Source organism: Ramlibacter agri (assembly GCF_012927085.1).
GTDB lineage: Bacteria > Pseudomonadota > Gammaproteobacteria > Burkholderiales > Burkholderiaceae_C > Ramlibacter > Ramlibacter agri.
Map to the genome: position 1 here is coordinate 3,431,226 of NZ_JABBFX010000001.1, position 21,451 is coordinate 3,452,676.

Annotated in this window: 18 protein-coding genes; 10 read left to right on the plus strand and 8 right to left on the minus strand. The window is 70.1% G+C overall.

Going from position 1 to position 21,451, the window contains the following annotated elements:
* Position 1 precedes the first annotated feature (1 nt).
* A complete protein-coding gene (locus HHL11_RS16740) occupies positions 2-259 on the plus strand; it encodes a DUF5985 family protein (protein ID WP_169419470.1) in 258 nt (85 codons plus the stop codon).
* On the opposite strand, the gene HHL11_RS16745 is transcribed toward HHL11_RS16740, so the two are convergent.
* Together HHL11_RS16745 and HHL11_RS16750 are read right to left on the minus strand one after the other, a co-directional pair.
* A complete protein-coding gene (locus HHL11_RS16745) occupies positions 256-885 on the minus strand; it encodes a CDP-alcohol phosphatidyltransferase family protein (RefSeq protein WP_169419471.1) in 630 nt (209 codons plus the stop codon). The genes HHL11_RS16740 and HHL11_RS16745 overlap by 4 nt on opposite strands.
* A gap of 104 nt (positions 886-989) precedes the next feature.
* Positions 990-2,114: an ABC transporter substrate-binding protein gene (locus HHL11_RS16750; RefSeq protein WP_169419472.1), complete on the minus strand. Its 1,125-nt coding sequence runs from the start codon at positions 2,112-2,114 to the stop codon at positions 990-992.
* 86 nt (positions 2,115-2,200) lie between these two features.
* On the opposite strand from HHL11_RS16750, the gene HHL11_RS16755 reads away from it, so the two are divergent.
* The 3 genes from HHL11_RS16755 to HHL11_RS16765 are packed head-to-tail and all read left to right on the plus strand — an operon-like array spanning position 2,201 to position 7,418.
* Positions 2,201-3,460, plus strand: a complete 1,260-nt coding sequence (locus tag HHL11_RS16755; protein WP_169419473.1) for an MFS transporter — start codon at positions 2,201-2,203, stop codon at positions 3,458-3,460.
* A 17-nt stretch (positions 3,461-3,477) separates the two neighbouring features.
* A complete protein-coding gene (locus HHL11_RS16760; RefSeq protein ID WP_169419474.1) occupies positions 3,478-5,037 on the plus strand; it encodes an alkaline phosphatase D family protein in 1,560 nt (519 codons plus the stop codon).
* Positions 5,034-7,418, plus strand: coding sequence for a 7TM diverse intracellular signaling domain-containing protein (locus HHL11_RS16765; protein WP_169419475.1), 2,385 nt, complete (start codon positions 5,034-5,036; stop codon positions 7,416-7,418). Before HHL11_RS16760 ends, HHL11_RS16765 begins: the two co-directional genes overlap by 4 nt.
* On the opposite strand, the gene HHL11_RS16770 is transcribed toward HHL11_RS16765, so the two are convergent.
* A complete protein-coding gene (locus HHL11_RS16770; protein WP_169419476.1) occupies positions 7,375-8,724 on the minus strand; it encodes an aminotransferase-like domain-containing protein in 1,350 nt (449 codons plus the stop codon). The two genes, HHL11_RS16765 and HHL11_RS16770, sit on opposite strands and share 44 nt — an antisense overlap.
* A 60-nt stretch (positions 8,725-8,784) precedes the next feature.
* On the opposite strand from HHL11_RS16770, the gene HHL11_RS16775 reads away from it, so the two are divergent.
* Positions 8,785-9,381 (plus strand): DJ-1/PfpI family protein, encoded by a 597-nt coding sequence (locus tag HHL11_RS16775; RefSeq protein WP_169419477.1) that lies wholly within the window; start codon positions 8,785-8,787, stop codon positions 9,379-9,381.
* Here the strand turns inward: HHL11_RS16775 and serB are convergent.
* Complete coding sequence (gene serB, locus HHL11_RS16780; protein ID WP_169419478.1) at positions 9,378-10,097, minus strand: phosphoserine phosphatase SerB; 720 nt, start codon at positions 10,095-10,097, stop codon at positions 9,378-9,380. The two genes, HHL11_RS16775 and serB, sit on opposite strands and share 4 nt — an antisense overlap.
* Positions 10,098-10,168: 71 nt before the next feature.
* On the opposite strand from serB, the gene HHL11_RS16785 reads away from it, so the two are divergent.
* Together HHL11_RS16785 and HHL11_RS16790 are read left to right on the plus strand one after the other, a co-directional pair.
* Complete coding sequence (locus tag HHL11_RS16785; RefSeq protein WP_169419479.1) at positions 10,169-10,810, plus strand: response regulator; 642 nt, start codon at positions 10,169-10,171, stop codon at positions 10,808-10,810.
* 131 nt (positions 10,811-10,941) lie between these two features.
* Positions 10,942-11,691, plus strand: a complete 750-nt coding sequence (locus HHL11_RS16790; RefSeq protein ID WP_169419480.1) for a Crp/Fnr family transcriptional regulator — start codon at positions 10,942-10,944, stop codon at positions 11,689-11,691.
* Here the strand turns inward: HHL11_RS16790 and HHL11_RS16795 are convergent, their stop codons facing one another.
* Both HHL11_RS16795 and mfd read right to left on the minus strand, forming a co-directional pair.
* Positions 11,692-12,309 (minus strand): hypothetical protein, encoded by a 618-nt coding sequence (locus HHL11_RS16795; protein ID WP_169419481.1) that lies wholly within the window; start codon positions 12,307-12,309, stop codon positions 11,692-11,694.
* Positions 12,310-12,357: 48 nt separating this feature from the next.
* Positions 12,358-15,801 (minus strand): transcription-repair coupling factor, encoded by a 3,444-nt coding sequence (mfd, locus tag HHL11_RS16800; RefSeq protein ID WP_169419482.1) that lies wholly within the window; start codon positions 15,799-15,801, stop codon positions 12,358-12,360.
* A 131-nt stretch (positions 15,802-15,932) separates the two neighbouring features.
* Here mfd and ispD point away from each other — a divergent pair, with 131 nt between their 5' ends.
* Complete coding sequence (gene ispD, locus HHL11_RS16805) at positions 15,933-16,625, plus strand: 2-C-methyl-D-erythritol 4-phosphate cytidylyltransferase (RefSeq protein ID WP_342593228.1); 693 nt, start codon at positions 15,933-15,935, stop codon at positions 16,623-16,625.
* Positions 16,625-17,101 carry a 2-C-methyl-D-erythritol 2,4-cyclodiphosphate synthase gene (ispF, locus tag HHL11_RS16810; protein WP_169419484.1) on the plus strand — a complete coding sequence of 159 codons (477 nt, stop codon included), beginning with the start codon at positions 16,625-16,627 and terminating at the stop codon, positions 17,099-17,101. The genes ispD and ispF overlap by 1 nt, the downstream gene beginning before the upstream one ends.
* On the opposite strand, the gene HHL11_RS16815 is transcribed toward ispF, so the two are convergent.
* Together HHL11_RS16815 and HHL11_RS16820 are read right to left on the minus strand one after the other, a co-directional pair.
* On the minus strand, positions 17,091-18,860 hold the full coding sequence (locus HHL11_RS16815; protein WP_169419485.1) for an adenylate/guanylate cyclase domain-containing protein: 1,770 nt from the start codon (positions 18,858-18,860) through the stop codon (positions 17,091-17,093). The genes ispF and HHL11_RS16815 overlap by 11 nt on opposite strands.
* An 8-nt stretch (positions 18,861-18,868) precedes the next feature.
* Positions 18,869-20,629 (minus strand): adenylate/guanylate cyclase domain-containing protein, encoded by a 1,761-nt coding sequence (locus HHL11_RS16820; protein WP_169419486.1) that lies wholly within the window; start codon positions 20,627-20,629, stop codon positions 18,869-18,871.
* Positions 20,630-20,728: 99 nt separating this feature from the next.
* On the opposite strand from HHL11_RS16820, the gene HHL11_RS16825 reads away from it, so the two are divergent.
* On the plus strand, positions 20,729-21,445 hold the full coding sequence (locus HHL11_RS16825) for a Crp/Fnr family transcriptional regulator (protein ID WP_169419487.1): 717 nt from the start codon (positions 20,729-20,731) through the stop codon (positions 21,443-21,445).
* Positions 21,446-21,451: the final 6 nt, after the last annotated feature.

A 21,451-nucleotide genomic window follows, 5' to 3' on the forward strand; every position in this document is an offset into this window, starting at 1 on the left:
AATGCGCGAGATGATGATCGGCGCGATCGCGGTCGGCTGGCTGCTCGCCGGCCTGTTCTTCTTCCGCTTCTGGCGCCAGACGCGCGACCGCTTCTTCCTGTGGTTCGCGCTGTCCTTCTGGATCGAGGCGGCCGACCGGATCGCCCTCGGCCTGCGCATCGGCGTGTCCGAGGACGACGCGTTGATCTACGTGTTCCGCCTGATCTCCTACGGCCTGATCATCCTGGCCATCTGGCAGAAGAACCGGCCGCGAACCTAGAGCTTCGGAATCCGCAGGGTCTTGCTGATCATCAGGCTGCCGGAGAGCACGAACAGCAGCACCAGCGGATGCAGCTCCCACGGTCCGAGGTCGACGCGGCCGAACCAGAGCCCGTCTTCCAGGCGGTCGACCCAGGCCGCCCAGGCCAGGACGCCTACGAGCACCACGCTGGTCGGGATCGGGGTGCCTTCGAAGTAGGCTACCTTGCCGGAGTCGTCGGCCGCCAGCTTCTCCGCCGTCACGTTGTAGCGCGCGAGGCGGCTCACGCCGCAGCAGACGAAGTAGATCAGCGCCGCGGCGTCCCAGCCGCCCTGCATGCCGGCCGCGAAGGCGAGGGCGGCGGGCGCCACGCCGAAGGAAATGACGTCCGAGAGCGAGTCGAGCTCGCGGCCCAGCGCCGAATGCTGGTGCCGCGCGCGGGCGATACGCCCGTCCAGCACGTCGAGGATGAAGGCCGCGGGCGCGAGCGCCGCCGCGGCCAGGAAATGCCCCCGCTCGCCCGTGGCCACGAACAGCATGGCCAGAAGGATGGCGCCGACGCCGCAAGCGGCGTTGCCCAGGGTGAAGAAATCGGCCAGGTGGAATTCCCTGACCATCGAGAAATGGCGCGGCGCGCTGCGTTCCATGGCGATCCCGTGGTGGAAACACCCTTCAGCTTACGCTGTGCGCAGCGCGGCAGCACGTCGGCACGCGACAGGCGGCTGTGTAGTCGCGCGCCGACTGGCCGGGCTTATTGCCTGATTTTTCCGGCGCCCGTGATGATGGACAGCTCGACGAAGCGCGAACCGGAGTGCTGGTTGCCCTTGAAGCCGACGACGTAGCCGCCCAGGTCGTAGTTGTCGATGCTGTCCAGCGCCGCCACCACGCCTTCGCGCGAGGGCTTCGCGCCCTGGCGCCGCACCGCTTCGACGATCACGTGGGCGGCGATGTAGCCTTCCATCATCGCGTAGCTGACCGGCACTTCGAGGTTGGGCGTCTTGGACGCGGTGTCGATGAACTCCTTGGCCAGCTTGCCGGAGATCTTGTAGGGGCTGGGCGTCACCTGCGCGATCGCCACGCCCTGCATCTGCTCCTCGGACAGGCGCTTGGAGAGCTGCTCGATGTCCGCGCCGGAATGCGCGAACAGCTGCGCGGCGCCGCCGCTGGAGCGGTACTGCTCGATGAAGGCGGCGGCCGCGGCGCCGCTGGTCACCAGCAGGATGGCCTGCGGCGGGTTCTTCAGCAGCTGCTCCACCGCCGGCGCGACGCGCGCCGTGCCTGCTTCGTAGCCCACCTTCAGCGTGATCGTGCTGTGCGCCTTCTTCGCGGCCTCGTCGGCCGCGGCCAGCAGCGCCGGCGCGCCCGGGCCGTTCTCGTACACGAGGCCGATGCGCGTGATGCCGATGGTGGCCAGGTGCTGCGCCAGCTTGTCCACCTCGTCGCGCAGGGTGGCGCGCACGTTGTAGACGTAGGGCGCCTCGGGGCGGATCTCCGCGGTGCGATAGCCCACCAGCGCGATCTTTTCCTTTTCCAGCACCGGCGCGACCTCGGCGAGGTTGCGGCTGCCGAAGTAGCCCGCCAGCACCAGCGGCTTGTCCTCGGCCAGCATCGTGCGCGTCAGGGCCAGCGTGTCCTCGGGCCGGCCGCTGTCGTCGCGCCGCACCAGGGCGAAGGTGTTGCCATTGATGCCGCCGGCCTTGTTGACCGCATTGAAATACAGCTGCATGCCGGTGGCGTAGGCCCGGCCCTGGCTGGCTTCCAGCCCGCTCATGGGGCCGACCTGGCCCACCACCACCTGCGCCGCCTGCGCGCCGTTCGCGCCGCAGGCAGCGGCCATGATCAGCGCCGCGTGCGCGGCCATCACTTTCAACTTCATCGAACTTGCTCCTCTTGCCTTCTCGTGGAAACCCCTAGGCCCCAGCGGCGCGATGGCAATCGGGATTGCGTTCCAATCCTGCTGCCATGCAGCCCGCTCCGAGCACCGCCATTGAATCGCCCTACGCCTGGTGGCGCTTAGGGATCTCGCTGATGCTGATGACCATCGGTGGTAGCGGAATGTATTCGATCACGGTGGTGTTGCCACGCATCCAGCAAGAATTTGGCGTGGCCCGCGGCGACGCCTCGGTGCCGTACACGCTCACCATGATCGGTTTCGGCCTGGGCGGCATCCTCATGGGACGCCTTGCCGACCGCTTCGGCGTGATGGTTCCCGTGCTGGTGGGCGCGGTGGGCCTGGGCATCGGCTTCGTGGGCGCCGGCTATGCGCCCAGCCTGGCGGTGTTCTGCCTCGCCCAAGGCCTGTTCGTCGGCCTGCTCGGGACGTCGGCGACCTTCGCGCCGCTGGTGGCCGACACCTCGCAGTGGTTCGACCGCCGCCGCGGCATCGCGCTGGCCATCTGCATGAGCGGCAACTACACCGCCGGTGCGCTGTGGCCGCCGGTGATGCAGCACTTCATCGATGGCTACGGCTGGCGCGCCACCTATGCCGGCATGGGCGTGTTCTGCCTCGTGAGCATGCTGCCGCTGGCCCTGGTGCTGCGGCGCCGGCCGCCGGTGCAATCGGTCGCGGTGGCGGCGGGCGGCAGCGCCACGAGCCACGCTTCGGCGCACCCGCTGGGCCTTTCGCCCGGCCTGCTGACGGCGCTGCTGTCCGTGGCCGGCGTGGCCTGCTGCGTGGCGATGTCGATGCCGCAGGTGCACATCGTCGCCTACTGCGGCGACCTCGGCTTCGGCGCCGCGCGCGGGGCCGAGATGCTGTCGCTGATGCTGGGCATGGGCGTCGTGAGCCGGCTGGTTTCGGGCTGGATCTCCGACCGCATCGGCGGCCTGCGCACGCTGCTGCTCGGTTCGCTGCTGCAAGGCGTGGCGCTGCTGATGTTCCTGCCTTCGGACGGACTGGTGTCGCTGTACGTCGTCTCCGGATTGTTCGGGCTGTTCCAGGGCGGCATCGTGCCGGCCTATGCGCTGATCGTGCGTGAATACTTTCCGCCTCAGGAGGCAGGTGGCCGCGTGGGCACCGTGCTGATGGCGACGATGCTCGGGATGGCGCTGGGCGGCTGGCTCTCGGGGGCGGTGTTCGACTGGACCGGCTCCTACCGCGCGGCCTTCCTCAATGGCATCGCCTGGAACCTGTTGAACCTCAGCATCGTCGGCTTCCTCCTGTGGCGGGCCAGCTCGCTGGGACTGGTGAAACGCTGGCGGATGGGCGGGGCGGCCGCTTGAGGTAGAGTGCTCCGCCCATGAGCAACCTCATGGACCGCCGCCATCTCCTGCGGCTTGCGACCGCCACGGCCGCCGCCGGCTGGCTGCCGCGCAGCGCCTGGAGCCAGGCCCGCATCGCGAACAACCCCTTCACGCTCGGCGTCGCCAGCGGCTCGCCGGCCGCCGATTCGGTGGTGCTGTGGACGCGCCTCGTCGCGCCGGAACTCGCCAGTACCCGCCTCACCGTGCGCTGGGAACTGGCCGAGGACGAAAGCTTCGCGCGCATCGTGCAGCGCGGGCAGGCCGAGGCGCTGCCCGAACTCGCGCATTCCGTGCACGTGGAGCCCGCCGGCCTGGCGCCGGACCGGCCTTACTTCTATCGTTTCATGGCGGGCGACTGGGTCAGCACCGTCGGCCGCACGCGCACCTTGCCGGCGCCGGACGCGATCGTGCAGCGCCTGCGCCTGGCCTATGCGTCCTGCCAGCGCTGGGAGCACGGCTACTTCAGCGCCTATCGCCACATGCGCGCCGACGCGCCGGATTTCGTGCTGTTCCTCGGCGACTACATCTACGAGTACGCCGGCGCGGCGAAGGCGGTGCGGCGCACCGACGGCGTCACGGTGGCGACGCTGGCGCAATACCGCGACCGCTACGCGATGCACAAGAGCGACGCCGACCTGCAGGCCATGCACGCCGCCTGCGGCTGGCTGTTCACCTGGGACGACCACGAGGTGCAGAACGACTATGCGGCCGATTTCGGCGGCGACGTGCAGCCGCCCGGCGTCGATTTCCACGCCCGGCGCATCGCCGCCTACCAGGCCTACTACGAACACATGCCGCTGCGCGCCTCGGTGCTGACGCGCGCGCTGCAGGGCATGGCCAGTGGCGCCGAGATGCGCATCTACAGCGAACAACGCTTCGGCCGCCTCGCGCAGCTGTCGCTGCTGGATTGCCGCCAGTACCGCGACCCGCAGGCCTGCAGCAAGCCGAACAAGGGCTCCTCCACGCTCGATCCCGCGATCTGCCCGATCTGGGAAGACCCCAAGCGCACTTTCCTCGGCGCGGCGCAGGAGCAATGGCTGGACGGGCAACTCGCGCGCAGCGGCGCGACCTGGAACGTCATCGGCCAGTCGACGCTGTTCGGCCAGCGTGACTTCGACCCCGGCCCGACCCGCACGCTGTGGAACGACGGCTGGGATGGCTACCCTGCCGCCCGCCAGCGTGTGCTGGATTCGCTGCAGCAGCACAAGCCCTCCAACCCGGTGCTGCTCGGTGGCGACGTGCACGAGAACTGGGTGGGCCACGTGAAGGCCGATTACCAGCGGCCCGAGAGCGTGGCGCTGGGCGTGGAGTTCTGCGGCACCAGCATCACCTCGCGCACCCAGCATCCCGAGCAGGTCGCCGACCGGCTCGCGCCCAACCCGCACTTCATCCACGCCGATGCGATGCAGCGCGGCTACGGCATCGCCGACTTCACGCCCGGCGCGCTGAAGGTGCAGCTGCGCCTGCTGGACGACGTGGCGAATCCCGCCAGCGGCATCGCCACCGGCTCCAGCTTCGTCGTGGAGGCCGGCCGGGCGCGGGTGGAACGCGCGTGACCGCGCGCGCGTGGCTGTTGGCGCTGGCCTGGTTGCTGGCCGCCGCGGCCCACGCGCAAGGCGTGCTCGAAAGCGGCACGGCGGACCAGCACCGGCTCGGTCCCTATGTCGCCTACCTGGAGGATCCGGGCGGCCGGCTGCAGCTGGATGACATCCTGCAGCCGGCGCAACAGGCGCGCTTCCGGCCGGACCAGGGCAATGGCCCCGCGGCCAACTTCGGCCTGACGCGCGCGGCGATCTGGCTGCGCATCCGCATCGCGGCGGCGCCGGGCAGCGACCCGGGCTGGCTGCTGGAGCTGGCCTATCCGCCGCTGGACCACCTGCAGCTGTATTCGCCCGATGGCCAGGGCGGCTGGCGGCGCCAGGTGGGCGGCGACCTCGAACCCTTTGCCAGCCGGCCCATCGCGCATCGCAACCACGTGTTGCCCGTGCTGCTGCCGGCCGGCGCGACCAGCACGCTGTACCTGCGGCTGGAAAGCGAAGGCACGGTGGCGGCGCCGCTGCGGCTGTGGCGGCCGGCGGCGCTGTGGCGCAGCGACCAGGCCAGCTACGCGGCGCTGGCGCTTTACTTCGGCCTGCTGGCGGGGCTGCTGCTGTACAACCTGCTGCTGTTCGTCTCCGTGCGCGACACGGCCTACCTGGTCTACGTGCTGTTCGTGGCCGGCATGGCGCTGGCGCTGGCGGCGCTCACCGGCCTGGGCTACCAGTTCCTGTGGCCGCGGCAGGTGTGGTGGAACAGCGTGTCGCCGCCGGCGGGCTTCTGCTTCGCGGCGGTGTTCGGGCTGCTGTTCGCGCGCCGTTTCCTCGATAGCGCCGAAGGCATGCCGGTGATCGACCGCCTGCTGCTGGCGCTGGCCGCGGCCTGGGGCCTGACCCTGGTGCCCTTGCTGGTCCTGCCCTATGTGGTGTCGAACTGGCTGGTGACCTTGCTGGCGCCGATCAGCGTCATCGTGCTCGTGACCTCGGGCGTGCTGGCGCTGCGCCGCGGCCATGCCGGCGCGCGGCACTACCTGGCCGCCTGGGCACTGCTGCTGGCCGGCGTGCTGGTCCTGTCGCTGCACAACACCGGCATCGTGCCGTCCAACGCCTTCACCGCCAATGCGCTGCTGATCGGCTCCGCGCTGGAGCTGGTGCTGCTGTCCTTCGCGCTGGCCGACCGCATCAACGTGGCGCGGCGCTTCCGGGAGCAGGCGCAGATCAAGCTGGCGGCGGAGCAGGCGATGGTCTCCGCGCTGTCCGACTCGCGCGAGCGCCTGCGCACCGTACTCGATGAACGCGAAGTGATCCTGTCCGAGCGCGAGGCGATCCTGAACAACGCCGTGGTGGGCATCGTGCTCTCGGTGAAGCGGCGGCACGTGTGGGTGAACGAGAAGTTCGCGCACATGCTGGGCTACGCGCGTGAGGCGCTGGTGGGGCGCCTGTCCGACTACATCCATCCGGACCGCGAGAGCTGGGAGCGCTTCGGCGTGGAGGCGCGCTCGGCGCTGCTCGCCACCAACAACTACGCCTGGGAACTGCAGCTGCGGCGCAGCGACGGCGGGCTGTTCTGGGTGGAGATGGGCGGCAGCTGCATCCGCGCCAACGATCCCGATGCGGGCGTGATCTGGACCTTCCTGGACATCACGGAGCGCAAGAAGTCCGAGGCGGAGATCCGCGAGGCGCTGGAGCAGCAGAAAGCGCTCAACGCGCTGCGCACGCGCTTCGTCGCCATGACCAGCCACGAGTTCCGCACGCCGCTGGCGGCCATCCTGTCGGCGGAGGAGCTGCTGCGCCACTACGGCGAGCGGCTGCCGTCCCAGGAGCGGCGCGAGACCCTGGACAACATCGCGCAGGGCGTGCAGCGCATGTCGCGCATGGTCGACCGCGTGCTGCTGCTCGGGCGCGCCGATGCGCGCATGCTGGAGTTCCGGCCGGCGGAGGTGAACCTGCAGGCGCTGTGCGCGCAACTGGTGGAGGAAGCGCGCCTGCAGCATCCCGAAGCGAAGGCCACGGTGCGCTGCGAGATGGCGCCGGACCTGGGACGGGGCCGCTACGACGAGAAACTGCTGCGGCACGCGTTGGGCAACCTGCTGTCGAACGCGTTGAAATACTCGCCCGAGGGTGGCGAGGTGCTGTTCGCCATCGCGCGCGACAACGGCGACACGGTGTTCCGCGTGCGCGACGCGGGCATCGGCATCCCGGAAACCGAGCTCGCACACCTGTTCGAATCCTTCCACCGGGCCGGCAACGTCGGCACGATTCCGGGCACGGGACTGGGGCTGGCGATCGTGAAGAACGCCGTGGAGATGCACGGCGGAACGATCGCCGTGGCGAGCCGCCAGGGCGAGGGCACGGTGTTTACCGTGCGGCTCCCAGCGAGTGAGCCTCGACGACCCACCTGACCGCGGCGAGCGCCTCGCGCAGCCGGTCCAGCGGGACTGAGCCCAGGGCCAGGCGCAGGGCGTGCGGCGGCTGCGGCGTCGTGGCGAAGGGTTCCGCCGTGGAAACGGAAATCCGCTCGCGCATCAGGGCGGCTGCGATCGGGTCCGCGCGTGCCTCTTCGTGCAAGGGGAGCCACAGGAAGTAGGAGTTGGGATGGCCCACGCGTTCCAGCGGGCCCAGGCTTTCGGCGGCGATCGCCTGCCGCTTCGCCGCGTCGCGGCGCTTCTCGGTTTCGAGCCGGGCGACGGTGCCGTCCTCCAACCAGTTGCACGCGATGGCCGTCATGACGCCGGGCGCGTTCCAGGTCGTCGCCCGGATCGCGCGCTCCAGCGCGGGCCTCCAGTCCGGCGGGGCCGCCAGAAAGCCGACCCGCAAGCCGGTGGCCACGTTCTTCGAGAAGCCGGAGACGTAGACCGTGCGTTCGGGCGCGAGTGCCGCCAGCGGCGCCGGCGCGTCCTTGGCGAGGAAGGCATACGCAGCATCTTCGAGGAGGGCCAGGTCGTGCCGGCGGGCGAGGGCGACCAGTTCGCGGCGGCGGCTCGCGCCCATGACCCATCCAAGCGGGTTGTGCAGGGTCGGCATGGCGTAGACGGCCTTCACCTTGCGGCGCCTGCACAGCGCTTCCAGCGCATCCAGGTCCGGCCCCGCGCCCGCGGCCGGCACCGGCGCGAGCTCGAGGCGATGCGCCTGCGCGAGGACCTTGAAGCCGGGATAGGTGAGGGCGTCCGTGGCCACCACGTCGCCGGGTTGCAGCAGCGCCATCACCGCCGTCGCCAGGCCATGCTGGGCGCCGTTCGTGAGCAGGACCTGCTCCGCGTCCACCGCGAGCCCGCGCTTGCCCAGGTGGCGGGCGACCGCGGCGCGCTCGTGCAGCCGGCCGCCGTGGGGCTGGTAGCGCAGCAGCGCTTCCAGGTCGCCGGCCGTGGCCAGCTGGCGCAGCGCCGTCCGCAACATCTCCGCCTGGCCGGGCAGCGACGGGTAGTTGAAGTTCAGGTCCGCGATGTCCGCCGCCAGCGCCTGCTGGTCGATGCCCTGGCGGCCGAAGGGCAGCGAGGTCTCCTTCACGAAGGTGCCGCGGCCGGTCTCGCCGCTGGCCAGGCCCATGGCGCGCAGTTCGGCGTAGACACGAGTGGCGGTCACGAGCGCGAGGCCTTCGCGCGCCGCGAGCTCGCGGTGGGTGGGCAGGCGGGTCCCCGGCCGCAGGCGGCCGGCCCGGATGTCAGCCGCGAGGCGGTCGACCAGTTCCTTGTAGCGGGGAGGGCGCATGCGGGGATGTATCCATGACAATCATTTGATTGTATTGGTGCGGCCGCCTAGGATCGCGGCATGCACATCGCCATCCTCACCTTCGACGGCTTCAACGAGCTGGATTCGCTGATCGCCCTGGGCATCCTCAACCGGGTCAGGACGCCCGGCTGGCGCGTTTCCATCGCCAGCCCGACGCCCACGGTGCGGTCGATGAATGGCGTGCTGCTGGAGGCGCAGGCCACGCTGGAAGATGCGGCAGGGGCGGATGCGGTGGTCGTCGGCAGCGGCATCCGCACCCGCGATGTCGTCGCGGATCCGGCGCTGATGGCGCGCTTGCGGCTCGATCCGCAGCGGCAGCTGCTGGGCGCGCAATGCTCGGGCACGCTGGTGCTGGCCAAGCTGGGGCTGCTGCGGGACGTGCCGGCCTGCACGGACCTCACCACCAAGCCCTGGGTCCAGGAGGCCGGCGTGTCCGTCCTGGACCAGCCCTTGTTCGCGCGGGAAAACGTCGCCACGGCTGGCGGCTGCCTCGCTTCGCAATACCTCGCCGCCTGGGTGATCGCGCGGCTGCAAGGCATGCCGGCCGCCGAGGACGCGATCCATTACGTCGCGCCGGTCGGCGAGAAAGAGGAGTACGTCGCGCGCATGCGCGCGAACGTCGTGCCTTACGTCTAGCGCAGGACTTCCAGCAGGCGGTCGAGGCCGCCGGCGTTGATCTGCACCATCGCCTGCTCGCGCACCTTCGGCTTGGCGTGGTAGGCCACCGACAGGCCGGCCTCGCCCATCATGGGCAGGTCGTTGGCGCCGTCGCCCATGGCGATGGCCTGCCCGGGGCTGATGCCCAGCCTGGCGCAGGTCTCGAGGAACATCTTGCGCTTCTCGGCGCCATCGCAGATGTCGCCCCATTCCTGGTCCACCATGCGGCCGGTCAGCTCGCCGCAGTTGGGCCCGGAGCGCACTTCCAGCATGTTGGAGCGGGTGTAGTCGATGCCCAGCCGGTCGCGGATGCGGTCGGTGAAGAAGGTGAAGCCGCCGGAGACCAGCAGCACCTTCAGGCCGGCGGCCTTGCAGGCCTGCACCAGCGCCTCGGCGCCGGGGTTCAGCTGCAGGCGCTGGGTGTAGACCTGCTCCATGTCGGCGACGGTCACGCCTTCGAGCAGGGCGACGCGGCGGCGCAGGCTTTCCTTGTAGTCGGTGATCTCTCCGCGCATGGCGGCTTCGGTGATGGCCGCCACCTCTTCCTTCTTGCCGACGGCATCGGCGATCTCGTCCACGCACTCGATGTTGATCAGCGTGGAGTCCATGTCGAAGGCGACCAGGCGGAAGTCGGAAAGGCGCAACGGCGGCGTAAAGCCCTGGATGACCAGGCCGGGGGAAATTTCGGACGGCATGAATGCGATTTTCGCATCTGCACGGCTGCGCTCCGCCGGCCTATGATGAAGCCGTAGTCCGGGAGAGCTGCGTGCACTCCGTCCTGATCATCGATGACCATGACATCGTCCGGTTCGGCCTGGAGGCCTTGCTGGCACGTTGCCCGCAAGTCCACGTGGTGGGCTCGGCCGACTGCCTGCGCGGCGCGCTGGAACAGGTGCGGCGCCTGCAGCCCGACCTGGTGATCAGCGACATGGGCCTGGGCGATTCCAACGGCGTCGACACGGTGCGCGCGCTGGCGCAGGCCCAGGCCGGCCGGGCGCTGCTGGTGCTGTCGATGCAGGACGAACTGCTGTACGGCGAGCAGGCGCTGGCCCTCGGCGCCCACGGCTACCTCATGAAAGGCAACGTCCAGGCGAACCTGGTGCCGGCCGTCCTGACGGTGCTGCACGGCGGCAGCTGGGTGAGCCCGCGGCTGAACTCGAAGCTGGTCAACCGCTACCTGCGGCGCAATGCGGCCGTCCGGCAGCAGTCGGACGCCGGCGTCGCTTCGCTCAGCGCGCGCGAACTGCAGGTGCTGGAACTGCTGCGCAGCGGCAAGACGACCAAGGAAATCGCGCTGGTGCTGCAACTGAGCACCCGTACGGTGGACATCCACCGCGCGAACATGAAGCGCAAGCTGGGGCTGCGCAGCGGCTCCGAACTGATCGCCTACGCTTCCCGCCTACCTTGAAGCGGCCTCAAGTACGGAGGCCCGCTAGGTACTTGTACATAGCACGGCGCGCTCGACTGTATCCATCATGTAAAGCTGGTCAATGACACCTGTCGCGCAGGAAACGCAGGCAGGGGCAGGAAGGGACTCGCATGGACGACTTCAGGGAGCACACCGACTCCTGGGGCAAGGATGTGGCGATCGCGGAGCCGGAACGGCCCGCGGCGACCCTGTGCATGGCTTGCCCGGTGCGGCGGCTTTGCGTCGGCAGCCTGGCGGCCGAAGCCGGCACCCGGCTGCTGCGGGGCATGCTGGCGGGCCGGCAGCGCCTGCGCGCTGGCCAGAGGCTGGATCCGCGAGCCGCCGGGCCCGGTGTCCTGCACGTGGTGCACGAAGGCGCGCTGAAATCGGTCGCCCCCGATGGCCAGGTGCGCGCCTTCCACTTCCCGGGTGAACTCGCAGCCGCCGAAGGGCTGGGCGGCCTGCGCGATGCCGGCATGGTGGTCGCCCTGGAGGATTCCGAGCTTTGCGCGATTCGCTGGATGGCGCGCGACGGCGGCCAGACCGCGGCCTACCAGGCGCGCCTGTGGGACATGGCCAGCCGCGAGATCGTGCGCGAGCGCGGGCAGTCCGCCTGGCTGGCGGGCCTCGCCCCGCTGCGCCGCGTCGCTGCCTTTCTCTCGCTGGTGGCACTGCGACTGCGGGTGCACGGCGCGCCGGTAGGGGAGTTGCGGCTGGTGGCGTCCCCCGCGGAAATCGCCGGCTACCTGGGGCTGGCGGACGGGGCCACCGGCGAAGCGCTGGACCGGCTGGAGAGCCGGCGGCTGCTGGAACGCCACGGCCTGGTCACCTGCATCCTGCGGCCCGAGCTGCTGCAGCGGGAAGCGCAACGCAGCTGGTGACTACTGCCGCAGGTAGCGGCGGTCCGACCAGGTCAGCAGCCACTGCGGCCTGAAGGCCACGAAGATCGCGGTGAGCATGCCGGTCACGAAGGCGTCGCCCCAGGCCATCAGCCAGCGGGCGACGGCGCCCAGCTCCTGCGAGATGCCCGGCAGCGGCGCGCCGAACTCCTGCGCCAGCAGGCCGGCGGCGAACAGGCACAGCACCGCGCCGAGGAAGCCGCGTCCGAGGACGTAGACGAAAGGATTCGCGGGCAGCCAGCGGCGCAGGGCCGCCCCGAGCAGCAAGGCCAATGTGGCCGGGACCACGCCCTGCCAGACCGCGATGCCCAGGGCTGCCGCGGCCGTCAGCGGCGAAACCAGGCAGGCCAGCGCGCCCACCAGCAGCAGCACCGGGATGGCCAGCGGCCAGCCCAGCATCAGGAGCACCAGGACCGCGCCGGACCATTGCAGTTGCAGCGGCGCGTGGTGCAGTACCGGCAGCGCCCACAGCCAGGGCAGGATGGCGAGGGTCGCGAGCACCGGGCCCGCCAGCGCCGGCGCGCGCGCCAGCAGCGACCAGGGGCGGACGCTCGCGGCGGCGCCCAGCGCGAGCAGAGCGATGGCGGATTCGGCGATCACCGGCGCATTGTGTCGGCGCCGGACGGCGCCGCACTTGATGCGGCGCAATCAGGCCGTCTCGGTGGCCTTCGGCGTCCCCAGCGACTTCAGCACGTCCCGCACCATCTGCGCCCGGTCCTTGGCGTCGACCAGCGACTTCTCGATGCGCAGCTTGTCGTTTCCGGCCAGCTTGATGTGCTTGTTCTTCTGCACCAGCTGGATGATCGTCAAGGGCTCGATGGGCGGATTCGGCTTGAAGGTGATGTGGATCACCGTCGGCGCCGCGTCCACCTTCACCACGCCATAGGGCCGCGCCAGCACGCGCAGGCGGTGCACGTCGATCAGGCACTGCGCCTGCGGCGGCAGCTTGCCGAAGCGGTCGACGATTTCCTCCAGCAGGCGGTCGATCTGGTCGACGTTCTTCGCCGTGGCCAGCTTCTTGTAGAAGGACAGCCGCAGGTGCACGTCGCCGCAGTAGTCGTCCGGCAGCAGGGCCGGCGCATGCAGGTTGATTTCGGTGGTGACCGACAGCGGCGACAGCAGGTCGGGCTCCTTGCCGGCCTTCAGCGACTTCACCGCTTCCGACAGCATCTCGTTATAGAGCTGGAAGCCCACCTCCAGCATGTTGCCGCTCTGGTTCTCGCCCAGCACCTCGCCGGCGCCGCGGATCTCCAGGTCGTGCATCGCCAGGTAGAAGCCGGAGCCGAGTTCCTCCATCTGCTGGATCGCTTCGAGCCGCTGCGCCGCCTGCTTGGTGAGGCCTTCCACGTCCGGCACCATCAGGTAGGCATAGGCCTGGTGGTGGCTGCGGCCGACCCGGCCGCGCAGCTGGTGCAGCTGCGCCAGGCCGAACTTGTCGGCGCGGGCCATGACGATGGTGTTGGCGCTCGGCACGTCGATGCCGGTTTCGATGATGGTGGAGCACAGCAGCATGTTGAAGCGCTGCTGCACGAAGTCGCGCATCACGCGCTCCAGTTCGCGCTCCGGCATCTGGCCGTGGGCCACCGCGATGCGGGCTTCCGGAAGCAGGGCTTCCAGCTGCTGGCGCCGGTTCTGGATGGTTTCGACCTCGTTGTGCAGGAAGTAGACCTGGCCGCCGCGTTTCAGCTCGCGCAGCACGGCTTCGCGGATGACGCCGCTGCCTTCGTTGCGCACGAAGGTCTTGATCGCCAGGCGCCGCTGCGGTGCGGTGGCGATCACCGACAGGTCGCGCAGGCCTTCCAGCGCCATCCCCAGGGTGCGGGGGATCGGTGTAGCGGTCAGCGTGAGCACGTCCACTTCGGCCCGCATGGCCTTGACCGCCTCCTTGTGGCGCACGCCGAAACGGTGCTCCTCGTCGATGATCAGGAGGCCCAGGTTCTTGAACTTGGTCGACTGCGAGAGCAGCTTGTGCGTGCCGACGACGATGTCGATGCTGCCGTCCTCCAGCCCCTTCACCGCGGCATTGATCTCCTTGGTGCTGCGGAAGCGGCTCATCTCCGCCACCTTCACCGGCCACTTGCTGAAGCGATCCACCAGGGTCTGGTAGTGCTGCTCCGCCAGCAGCGTGGTCGGCGCGAGGAAGGCCACCTGCTTGCCACCGGTGATGGCGATGAAGGCGGCGCGCAGCGCCACCTCGGTCTTGCCGAAGCCCACGTCGCCGCAGACCAGGCGGTCCATCGGATGCGGCGACACCATGTCCTGGATCACCGCGTGGATGGCGGCGTTCTGGTCCGGCGTCTCGTCGAAGCCGAAGTCGTTGGCGAACTGCTCGTAGTCCTGCGGCGAATAGCGGAAGGCATGGCCTTGCCGCGCCGCGCGCCGCGCATAGAGGTTCAGCAGTTCGGCCGCGGTGTCGCGCACCTGTTCGGCCGCCTTGCGCTTGGCCTTTTCCCACTGGCCGGAGCCCAGCTTGTGCAGCGGCGCTTCCTCGGCGCCGACGCCGGTGTAGCGCGAGATCAGGTGCAGCTGGCTGACCGGCACGTACAGCGTCGCGTCGCCGGCGTACTCCAGGTGCAGGAATTCGGTGTTGCCCTGGCCCAGGTCCAGGTTCACGAGGCCCTTGTAGCGGCCGATGCCGTGCTGCGCGTGGACCACGGGGTCGCCGACGTTCAGCTCCGACAGGTCCTTGATCAGCGCGTCGACGTCGCTGACCTGTTCCTGCTTCTTGCGGCGGCGCGCGGTCGGCGCGGAGGCGAACAACTCCGTCTCGGTGACGAGGTCGATCTCCTCGTCCTGCCAGGCGAAGCCCTGGGCCACGGCGGCGGTGGCGATGCCCAGCTTTTCGGCGCTGGCCTGGAACTCCGCCAGCGAGTCGAAGGCGGGCAGCGTCAGGTGGCTCGCGCGCAGGAAGTCCAGCAGGCTTTCGCGCCGGCCGGCGCTTTCGGCCAGCACCAGCACGCGGTGCGAACTCTGCTCCGCGTGGTACTTGAAGTTCTTCAGCGGGTCTTCCGCGCCGCGCACGACCGAGATGTTCGGCAGCCGGCGGAATTCGGCGTAGCCGTCCTCCTGCGGAATCGACTTCAGCGCCAGCTGCGCATGCGCGTTGGCGCGCACGAAGAACTGCTCGGAGCTGAGGAAGAGCGCGTCCGGCGGCAGCACCGGCCGCTCGGGGTCGCCCTGCACCAGGCGGTAGCGGTCACGCGTGTCCTGCCAGAAGCGCTGGAAGGAAGGCTCCAGGTCGCCATGCAGCACCACGGTCGAAGCCTCGCCGAGGTAGTCGAACACCGTGGCCGTGTCCTCGAAGAACAGCGGCAGGTAGTACTCGATGCCGGCGGTGGCGACGCCGTTGCCCATGTCCTTGTAGATGCGGCTCTTGGTCGGGTCGCCTTCCAGCAGCTCGCGCCAGCGGCTGCGGAAGCGCGCCCGCGCATCGTCGTCCATCGGGAACTCGCGGCCCGGCAGCAGCCGAACCTCGGGCACCGGGTACAGGCTGCGCTGCGTGTCCGGATCGAAGGTGCGGATGGAGTCGACCTCGTCGTCGAACAGGTCGACCCGGTAAGGCACCGGCGAGCCCATGGGGAACAGGTCGATGAGGCCGCCGCGCACCGCGTATTCGCCCGGGCTCACCACTTGCGTCACATGGTTGTAGCCTGCCAGCGTCAGCTGCGCCTTCAGGCGAGCCTCGTCCAGCTTCTGGCCCTGCTGGAAATGGAAGGTGTAGCCGGCCAGGAAGCCGGGCGGCGCCAGCCGGTACAGCGCGGTGCTGGCGGGCACCAGCACGACGTCGGCCTCGCGCTGCAGGATGCGCCACAGCGTCGCCAGGCGCTCGCTGATCAGGTCCTGGTGGGGCGAGAACTGGTCGTACGGCAGGGTTTCCCAGTCGGGAAACAGGGCGCAGCGCAGTTCCGGCGCGAAGAAGGCGAGTTCGTCGAGCAGGCGCTGGGCGTCGTTGGCGTCGGCCGTGACGATGGCGGTCAGCCGCTGGGCTTCGCGCTCGCGCTGGGCCACCCGCGCGAGCAGCAGTGCATCGGCCGAGCCGGTGGGCCGCGGCAACGTCATCCGGCGGCCAGGAGTGAGCTTGGGTAAATCCATGCGGGCGAAAAGAAAATGCAAACACCCCGCGCTTGAAGAAGGCGGGGTGTGCGAGCATTTTAGGGTGAACCCGGAGCCAATGGGTTGACCGGGGGCAAGCCTGTGATTTCCTTAGAATGAAAGCGACGGACATGAACCAAACTACTCCCCGCTTCTTCGCCCTGATTCCCTGCGCCGGCAATGGCAGCCGGGCCGGGACCGCCGGGCCCAAGCAGTACGAGCGCGTGGCCGGCCAGCCGCTGGTCTGGCACACCCTGTCGGCCTTTGCCGGCGTCAAGCGCATCGCCCGCACGCTGGTGGTCGTGGCGCCCACCGACGGCTTTTTCGAGCGCAACCCCACCACCTCCGCCCTGGTCGTGACCTGTGGCGGCGCCACGCGCGCCCAGAGCGTGGCCAACGGCCTGCGCGAACTGCGCCGCGCCGGCGCCGTCGACGGCGACTGGGTGCTGGTGCACGACGCCGCCCGCTGCCTGGTCACGCCGGAGCTGATCGACCGCCTCATCGACACCTGCGCGAACGACGAGGTGGGCGGCCTGCTGGCGCACCCGCTGCCCGACACGCTGAAGATCGGCGAGGACGGCCGCGTCGCCGCCACGGTCAACCGCGCCAACAAGTGGCAGGCCCAGACGCCGCAGATGTTCCGCCTGGGCATGCTGCGGCAGGCCCTGGAGGCCGCCGGTGACGAGATCACCGACGAATCCAGCGCCATCGAGGCCATGGGGCTGAAGCCGCTGCTGGTGGAAGCCGGCGCGCAGAACTTCAAGGTCACCTATCCCGAGGACTTCCAGATGGCCGAAGCGGTGCTCCGCGGCCGAAACCGCTGATGAAGTTGAGAGTTGGCGAAGGCTGGGACACGCACGCGCTGGTGCCCGGCCGCAGGTTGCTGCTGGGCGGCGTCGAGATTCCCTTCGACCGCGGGCTGCTGGGCCACTCGGACGCGGACGCGCTGCTGCACGCGATCACCGACGCGCTTCTCGGCGGCGCCGGGCTGGGTGACATCGGCCGCCATTTCCCCGACACCGACGAGCGTTTCCGCGGCGCCGATTCCATCGTGCTGTTGCGCGAAGCGGCGCTGCGCGTGCGCCAGGCCGGCTGGAACATCGCCAATGTGGACAGCACGATCGTGGCGCAGGCGCCGAAGCTGGCGCCTTACATCGAGGCGATGCGGGTGCGGATCGCCGAGGCGCTGGATCTCCAGCCGGCTGAAGTGAACGTGAAGGCCAAGACCGCGGAGAAGATGGGGCCGGTGGGCATGGGGCAGAGCATCGAGGCGCGGGCGGTGGTGCTGCTTACGGCTTGACCGGCGCGTCCCATCCCAAACGCCGCACGCCTTCCATGAAGCGCTCGAAGTCCATCGGATTCACGAACGGCATCGTGTTCCGCGACAGGGCTTCGTCATGGTGGGGCGCCAGCTCGCGGAAGCGTGCCAGCGCCGCCCGCCCTTCCTCCTCTCGCCCCAGCATCCCGCAGGCGTTCGCCAGCGAGCGATAGTGCAGGGCGTAATCGGGCGAGCGCTCGATCGCCAGCCGGGCCACGTCGCGCGCGGCTGCCGGGTCGCCGTTCATGTAGTGCGCGCCCGACAGCGTCCCCAGCATCATGGGCGCGAAGGGATCGTTGGGGCTCAGCCTCAATGCAGTCTCCACCTCGCGCACCGCCGCGGCGGGTTCGCCTTGCAGCATTTCGATCCATCCCAGCACGTAGTGGCCCAGCGCGTTGCTGGGGTTGACCGTGACGGCCTTCTCCCCCAGCTCCCGCGCGGACGCATGCTTGCCAGTGACGGCGGCCGCCGCGGCCGCGGTCGTCAAGGCGGTGGGATGTTCGGGGTCGCGCTGCAGCGCCTCGCGTGACAGCCGCAAGGCCTCCGGGAAGGCCTCCGCGGTCGGCCGCCAGCCGAGCGCCGCGCTGAAATAGCGGGCGTCGGCGGCCATCGCCACCGGCGCGGCGAAGGACGGGTCCTGCTCCGCCGCCTGCAGGAAGAGGGCGATCGCCTGCTCGAAGGCTTCCGGCTCCAGCCGCCCCAGGTGCCACAACGCCTGGTGGTACAGCTCCCAGGCGCCCAGGTCGCCCGGCGGGCGGCCGCGCACGCGCACGATCTCCGCCGCGTCCACCGCCGGCTCCAGCGCGCTCTGGATGGCTTCGACGATCTCGTCCTGCACGTCGAAGATGTCGGTCAGCACGCGGTCGTAGCGCTGGGCCCAGATGTGGTGCGCCGTGGAAGCGTCGATCAGCTGCGCGGTGATGCGCACGCGCTCGCCCGACTTGCGCACGCTGCCTTCCAGCAGGTAGCGCGCGCCCAGTTCCGCGCCGGCCTTCTTCAGGTCGACGTTGCCGCCGCGGTAGGCGAAAGAGGAATTGCGGGCGATCACCGGCAGCCAGCGCGCCAGCGCCAGCCGGGTCAGCAAGTCCTCGGCGATGCCATCGGCCAGGTGTGCCTGCTCGGGATCGTTGCTCAGGTTGTCGAAGGGCAGCACGGCGAGCGCCGGCCTGCCGCCGAAGCCCTGGACTTCGCGCGCCACCGAGAAGGCGGCGGTCGCCGGCGCTGGCGCGCCGTCCAGCGCGAAGGCCCGTACCGGCCGCTCGATGTTCTTCATCGCGTGCTCGCCGCGGTCGGCCAGGCGCGCCGCGATCTCGGGACGTACCGCCGCGCGCACCGCCTCCGAGACCAGGATTCCGCCGGTGTCCGCCAGCGCCTGCAGGCGCGCCGCCACGTTCACGCCTTCGCCATAGAGCGTGCCGTCCGGCTGCACGATGACGTCGCCCAGGTGGATGCCGACCCGAAACGCCATGGGCTCGGGGCCGGTGGCGACCCGCGCCTGCACCTGCGCGGCGGCCTGCACCGCGCCGGTGGCCGTGTCGAAGGCTGCCACCACTGAGTCGCCGGCGGTGTCCACCACCCGGCCGCCATGCTCCTGCGCGGCCTGCCGGAAGAGGGTGCGCGCCGCTTCCAGCGCCCGCAGCGTGCCGACGTCGTCCTGGGACATCAGGCGCGAATAGCCCACCGCGTCGGCAGCGAGGATCGCGAGCAGGCGGTGCTGGACTGCGGTGGCGGCCGGTTCCATGCGGGCCCTCAGGCGGCCGGCCAGCCGAGCCGGCGCAGGCCTTCCATGTAGCGGTCGAAATCGGCCGGGGCCGCGAAGGGCACCGTGCGCCGCGCCACGTCTTCGGTGTACTGCGGCGAGAGTTCGAGAAAGCGCTCCAGGGCGGCCTGGCCCAGCTCCTGCTGGTCGAGCATGCCGCAGGCATTGGCGAGCGCGCGGTGGTTCAGCGGGTATTCGGGCGCGCGGGCGACGCCGACCAGCGCGACCTCGCGGGCGGGCGTGAAGTCGCCCTTCATGTAGTGCGCGCCGGACAGGCTGGCCAGCATCATCGGCGCGAAGATGTCGTTCGGGTTCAGGCGCAGCGCCGTCTCGAGTTCTGCCGCGCTGGCGGCGGCGTCGCCTTCCAGCATGAGGACCCAGCCCAGGATGTAATGGCCCAGGGCATGGCTGGGATCGATCGCCACGCCCTGGGCTGCGAAACCGCGGGCATGGGCGTGCTGTCCGGCGATCACCGCGATCGCGGCCGCCGTGGCCAGCGCCGTGGGATGCTCGGGGTCGCGGCGCAGCGCCTCCAGCGAGAGGGTGCGGCATTCCGCGAGCGTTTCCGCCACCGGGCGCCAGCCCAGCATCCCGCAGAAGTACAGCGCGACGGCTGCCATCGCCGTGGGCGCGGCAAAGCTGGGATCGCGCTGCGCCGCTTCCGTGAAAAGCGCGATGGCCTGTTCGAAGGCCTCCCGGTCCGGCCGCGCCATGTGGCCCAGGGCCTGGTGGTGCAGCTCCCAGGCGCCCAGCTCGCGCGGCGAGCGGCCGCGCACGCGGCTGATCTCCGCTGCGTCCACCGAGGCCTCGAGCGCGTCCAGGATGGCCTGCACGATCTCGTCCTGCACGGCGAAGATGTCCGTCAGCACGCGGTCGTAGCGCTGGGCCCAGACGTGGTGGGCCGTGGTGGCGTCGATCAGCTGGGCCGTGATGCGCACGCGCTCGCCGGCCTTGCGGACGCTGCCTTCCACGAGGTAGCGCGCGCCGAGTTCAGCGCCCACCTTCTTCAGGTCGACGTTGCCACCCCGGTACGCGAAAGACGAGTTGCGGCCGATGATGGGCAGCCATCGCGCCAGCGCCAGCCGCGTCAGCAGGTCCTCGGCGATGCCGTCGGCCAGGTAGCTCTGCTCGGGGTCGTTGCTGAGGTTGTCGAAGGGCAGCACGGCCAGCGCCGGCCGGCCGCCGAAGCCCTGGATCTCGCGGTCGGCGGCAAAGGCGGCAGCGGCGTCCGGCCCGGCGCCATCGGGACGCAGCGCAAACGCACGGACCGGATGCTCGATGTTCTTCACGCGGTGCTCGCCGCGGTCGGCGAGGCGCGCGGCGATCTCCGGGCGCACCGCCGCGCGCACCGCGCCCGACACCAGCACGCCGCCGGTGTCCGCCAGCGCCTGCAGCCGGGCCGCCACGTTCACGCCTTCGCCGTACAGCGTGCCGTCCGGCTGGACGAGGACGTCGCCCAGGTGAACGCCGACGCGAAAGGCCAGCACGGCTTCGGCCATGCGAGCCTGCACTTGCGCCGCCGCCTGCACGGCGCCGGTGGCGGTGTCGAACGCGGCCACCACCGAGTCGCCGGCGGTGTCCACGACCCGGCCGCCATGCTCCTGCGCCGAGGCGCGGAAGTGCGCCCGCGCCGTTTCCAGCGCGGCCAGGGTGCCGACGTCGTCCTCGGACATCGCCCGCGAGTAGCCCACCGCGTCCGCCGCGAGGATGGCGAGCAGGCGGTGCTGGAGTCGGCTGGCGGGCGTTTCCATGCCTGCAAGATTGCGACGAAGGCCGGCATCGCGCAAGGTGGGTACCCTTTCCCCTTTGGTGCGTTGACACGCCTCCTGGGCGATCCTATAAGCGTTCGCATGGGCGACCTTCTCGCCAACGTGATTGCGGACCTGACACGGCCCCTGGAAACCGTGCGGGGCGTCGTGAGCATCGTGGCAACGCTGCTGGGCGTGGCGCTCCTCATCGTCGCCAGCCTCATGCGCACGATGGTGCGGCTGCGCTTCTTCACCGCGATGAGCAACCTGTTCCTGCTCGCCGGCGCCGTCACCGCGCCGCACGGGGCGCTGGTGGTCCTGTACCTGATCCTGTTCCCGGTCAACTGCGTGCGGCTCGCGGAAATCATGCGGGTCACGCGGCAGGTGGAGGAGGCCGTGCAGCACAAGGACCTGTCCGGCGTCTGGCTCAAGCCCTACATGAAGGCCAAGCGCTTTTCGGCGGGCACCGTCATCTTCCGCCGCGGCGACCCCGCCGACGCGCTGTTCCTGCTGATCGACGGCGAGCTGGAATGGGAGGAAATCGGCACCTACCAGCCCAAGGGGCAGCTGTTCGGCGAGATCTCCTTCTTCGCGCCGGACCGCACGCGCACGCTCACGGGACGCTGCGTCACCGATTGCCTGGTCATGAAGATCCGCGGCGATGCCTTCAAGGAGCTGTACTTCACCAACCCGAAGTTCGCCTTCCACGTCTCCGAGCTGATCGCGGAGCGGCTGATCACCGACGTGCGGCAGCTGCAGCACAAGCTGGACACGATGCCGGCGCCGCTGGAGGCGGAGCAGCGGCGGCAGGTGGCTTGAACCCGT

Bases quoted from the DNA above. Each gene is read 5' to 3' on its own strand.
- HHL11_RS16740 (WP_169419470.1), top strand. From the start codon at position 2: ATGCGCGAGATGATGATCGGCGCGATCGCGGTCGGCTGGCTGCTCGCC.
- HHL11_RS16745 (WP_169419471.1), bottom strand. From the start codon at position 885: ATGGAACGCAGCGCGCCGCGCCATTTCTCGATGGTCAGGGAATTCCAC.
- HHL11_RS16750 (WP_169419472.1), bottom strand. From the start codon at position 2,114: ATGAAGTTGAAAGTGATGGCCGCGCACGCGGCGCTGATCATGGCCGCT.
- HHL11_RS16755 (WP_169419473.1), top strand. From the start codon at position 2,201: ATGCAGCCCGCTCCGAGCACCGCCATTGAATCGCCCTACGCCTGGTGG.
- HHL11_RS16760 (WP_169419474.1), top strand. From the start codon at position 3,478: ATGAGCAACCTCATGGACCGCCGCCATCTCCTGCGGCTTGCGACCGCC.
- HHL11_RS16770 (WP_169419476.1), bottom strand. From the start codon at position 8,724: ATGCGCCCTCCCCGCTACAAGGAACTGGTCGACCGCCTCGCGGCTGAC.
- HHL11_RS16775 (WP_169419477.1), top strand. From the start codon at position 8,785: ATGCACATCGCCATCCTCACCTTCGACGGCTTCAACGAGCTGGATTCG.
- serB (WP_169419478.1), bottom strand. From the start codon at position 10,097: ATGCCGTCCGAAATTTCCCCCGGCCTGGTCATCCAGGGCTTTACGCCG.
- HHL11_RS16790 (WP_169419480.1), top strand. From the start codon at position 10,942: ATGGACGACTTCAGGGAGCACACCGACTCCTGGGGCAAGGATGTGGCG.
- mfd (WP_169419482.1), bottom strand. From the start codon at position 15,801: ATGGATTTACCCAAGCTCACTCCTGGCCGCCGGATGACGTTGCCGCGG.
- ispD (WP_342593228.1), top strand. From the start codon at position 15,933: ATGAACCAAACTACTCCCCGCTTCTTCGCCCTGATTCCCTGCGCCGGC.
- ispF (WP_169419484.1), top strand. From the start codon at position 16,625: ATGAAGTTGAGAGTTGGCGAAGGCTGGGACACGCACGCGCTGGTGCCC.
- HHL11_RS16815 (WP_169419485.1), bottom strand. From the start codon at position 18,860: ATGGAACCGGCCGCCACCGCAGTCCAGCACCGCCTGCTCGCGATCCTC.
- HHL11_RS16820 (WP_169419486.1), bottom strand. From the start codon at position 20,629: ATGGAAACGCCCGCCAGCCGACTCCAGCACCGCCTGCTCGCCATCCTC.
- HHL11_RS16825 (WP_169419487.1), top strand. From the start codon at position 20,729: ATGGGCGACCTTCTCGCCAACGTGATTGCGGACCTGACACGGCCCCTG.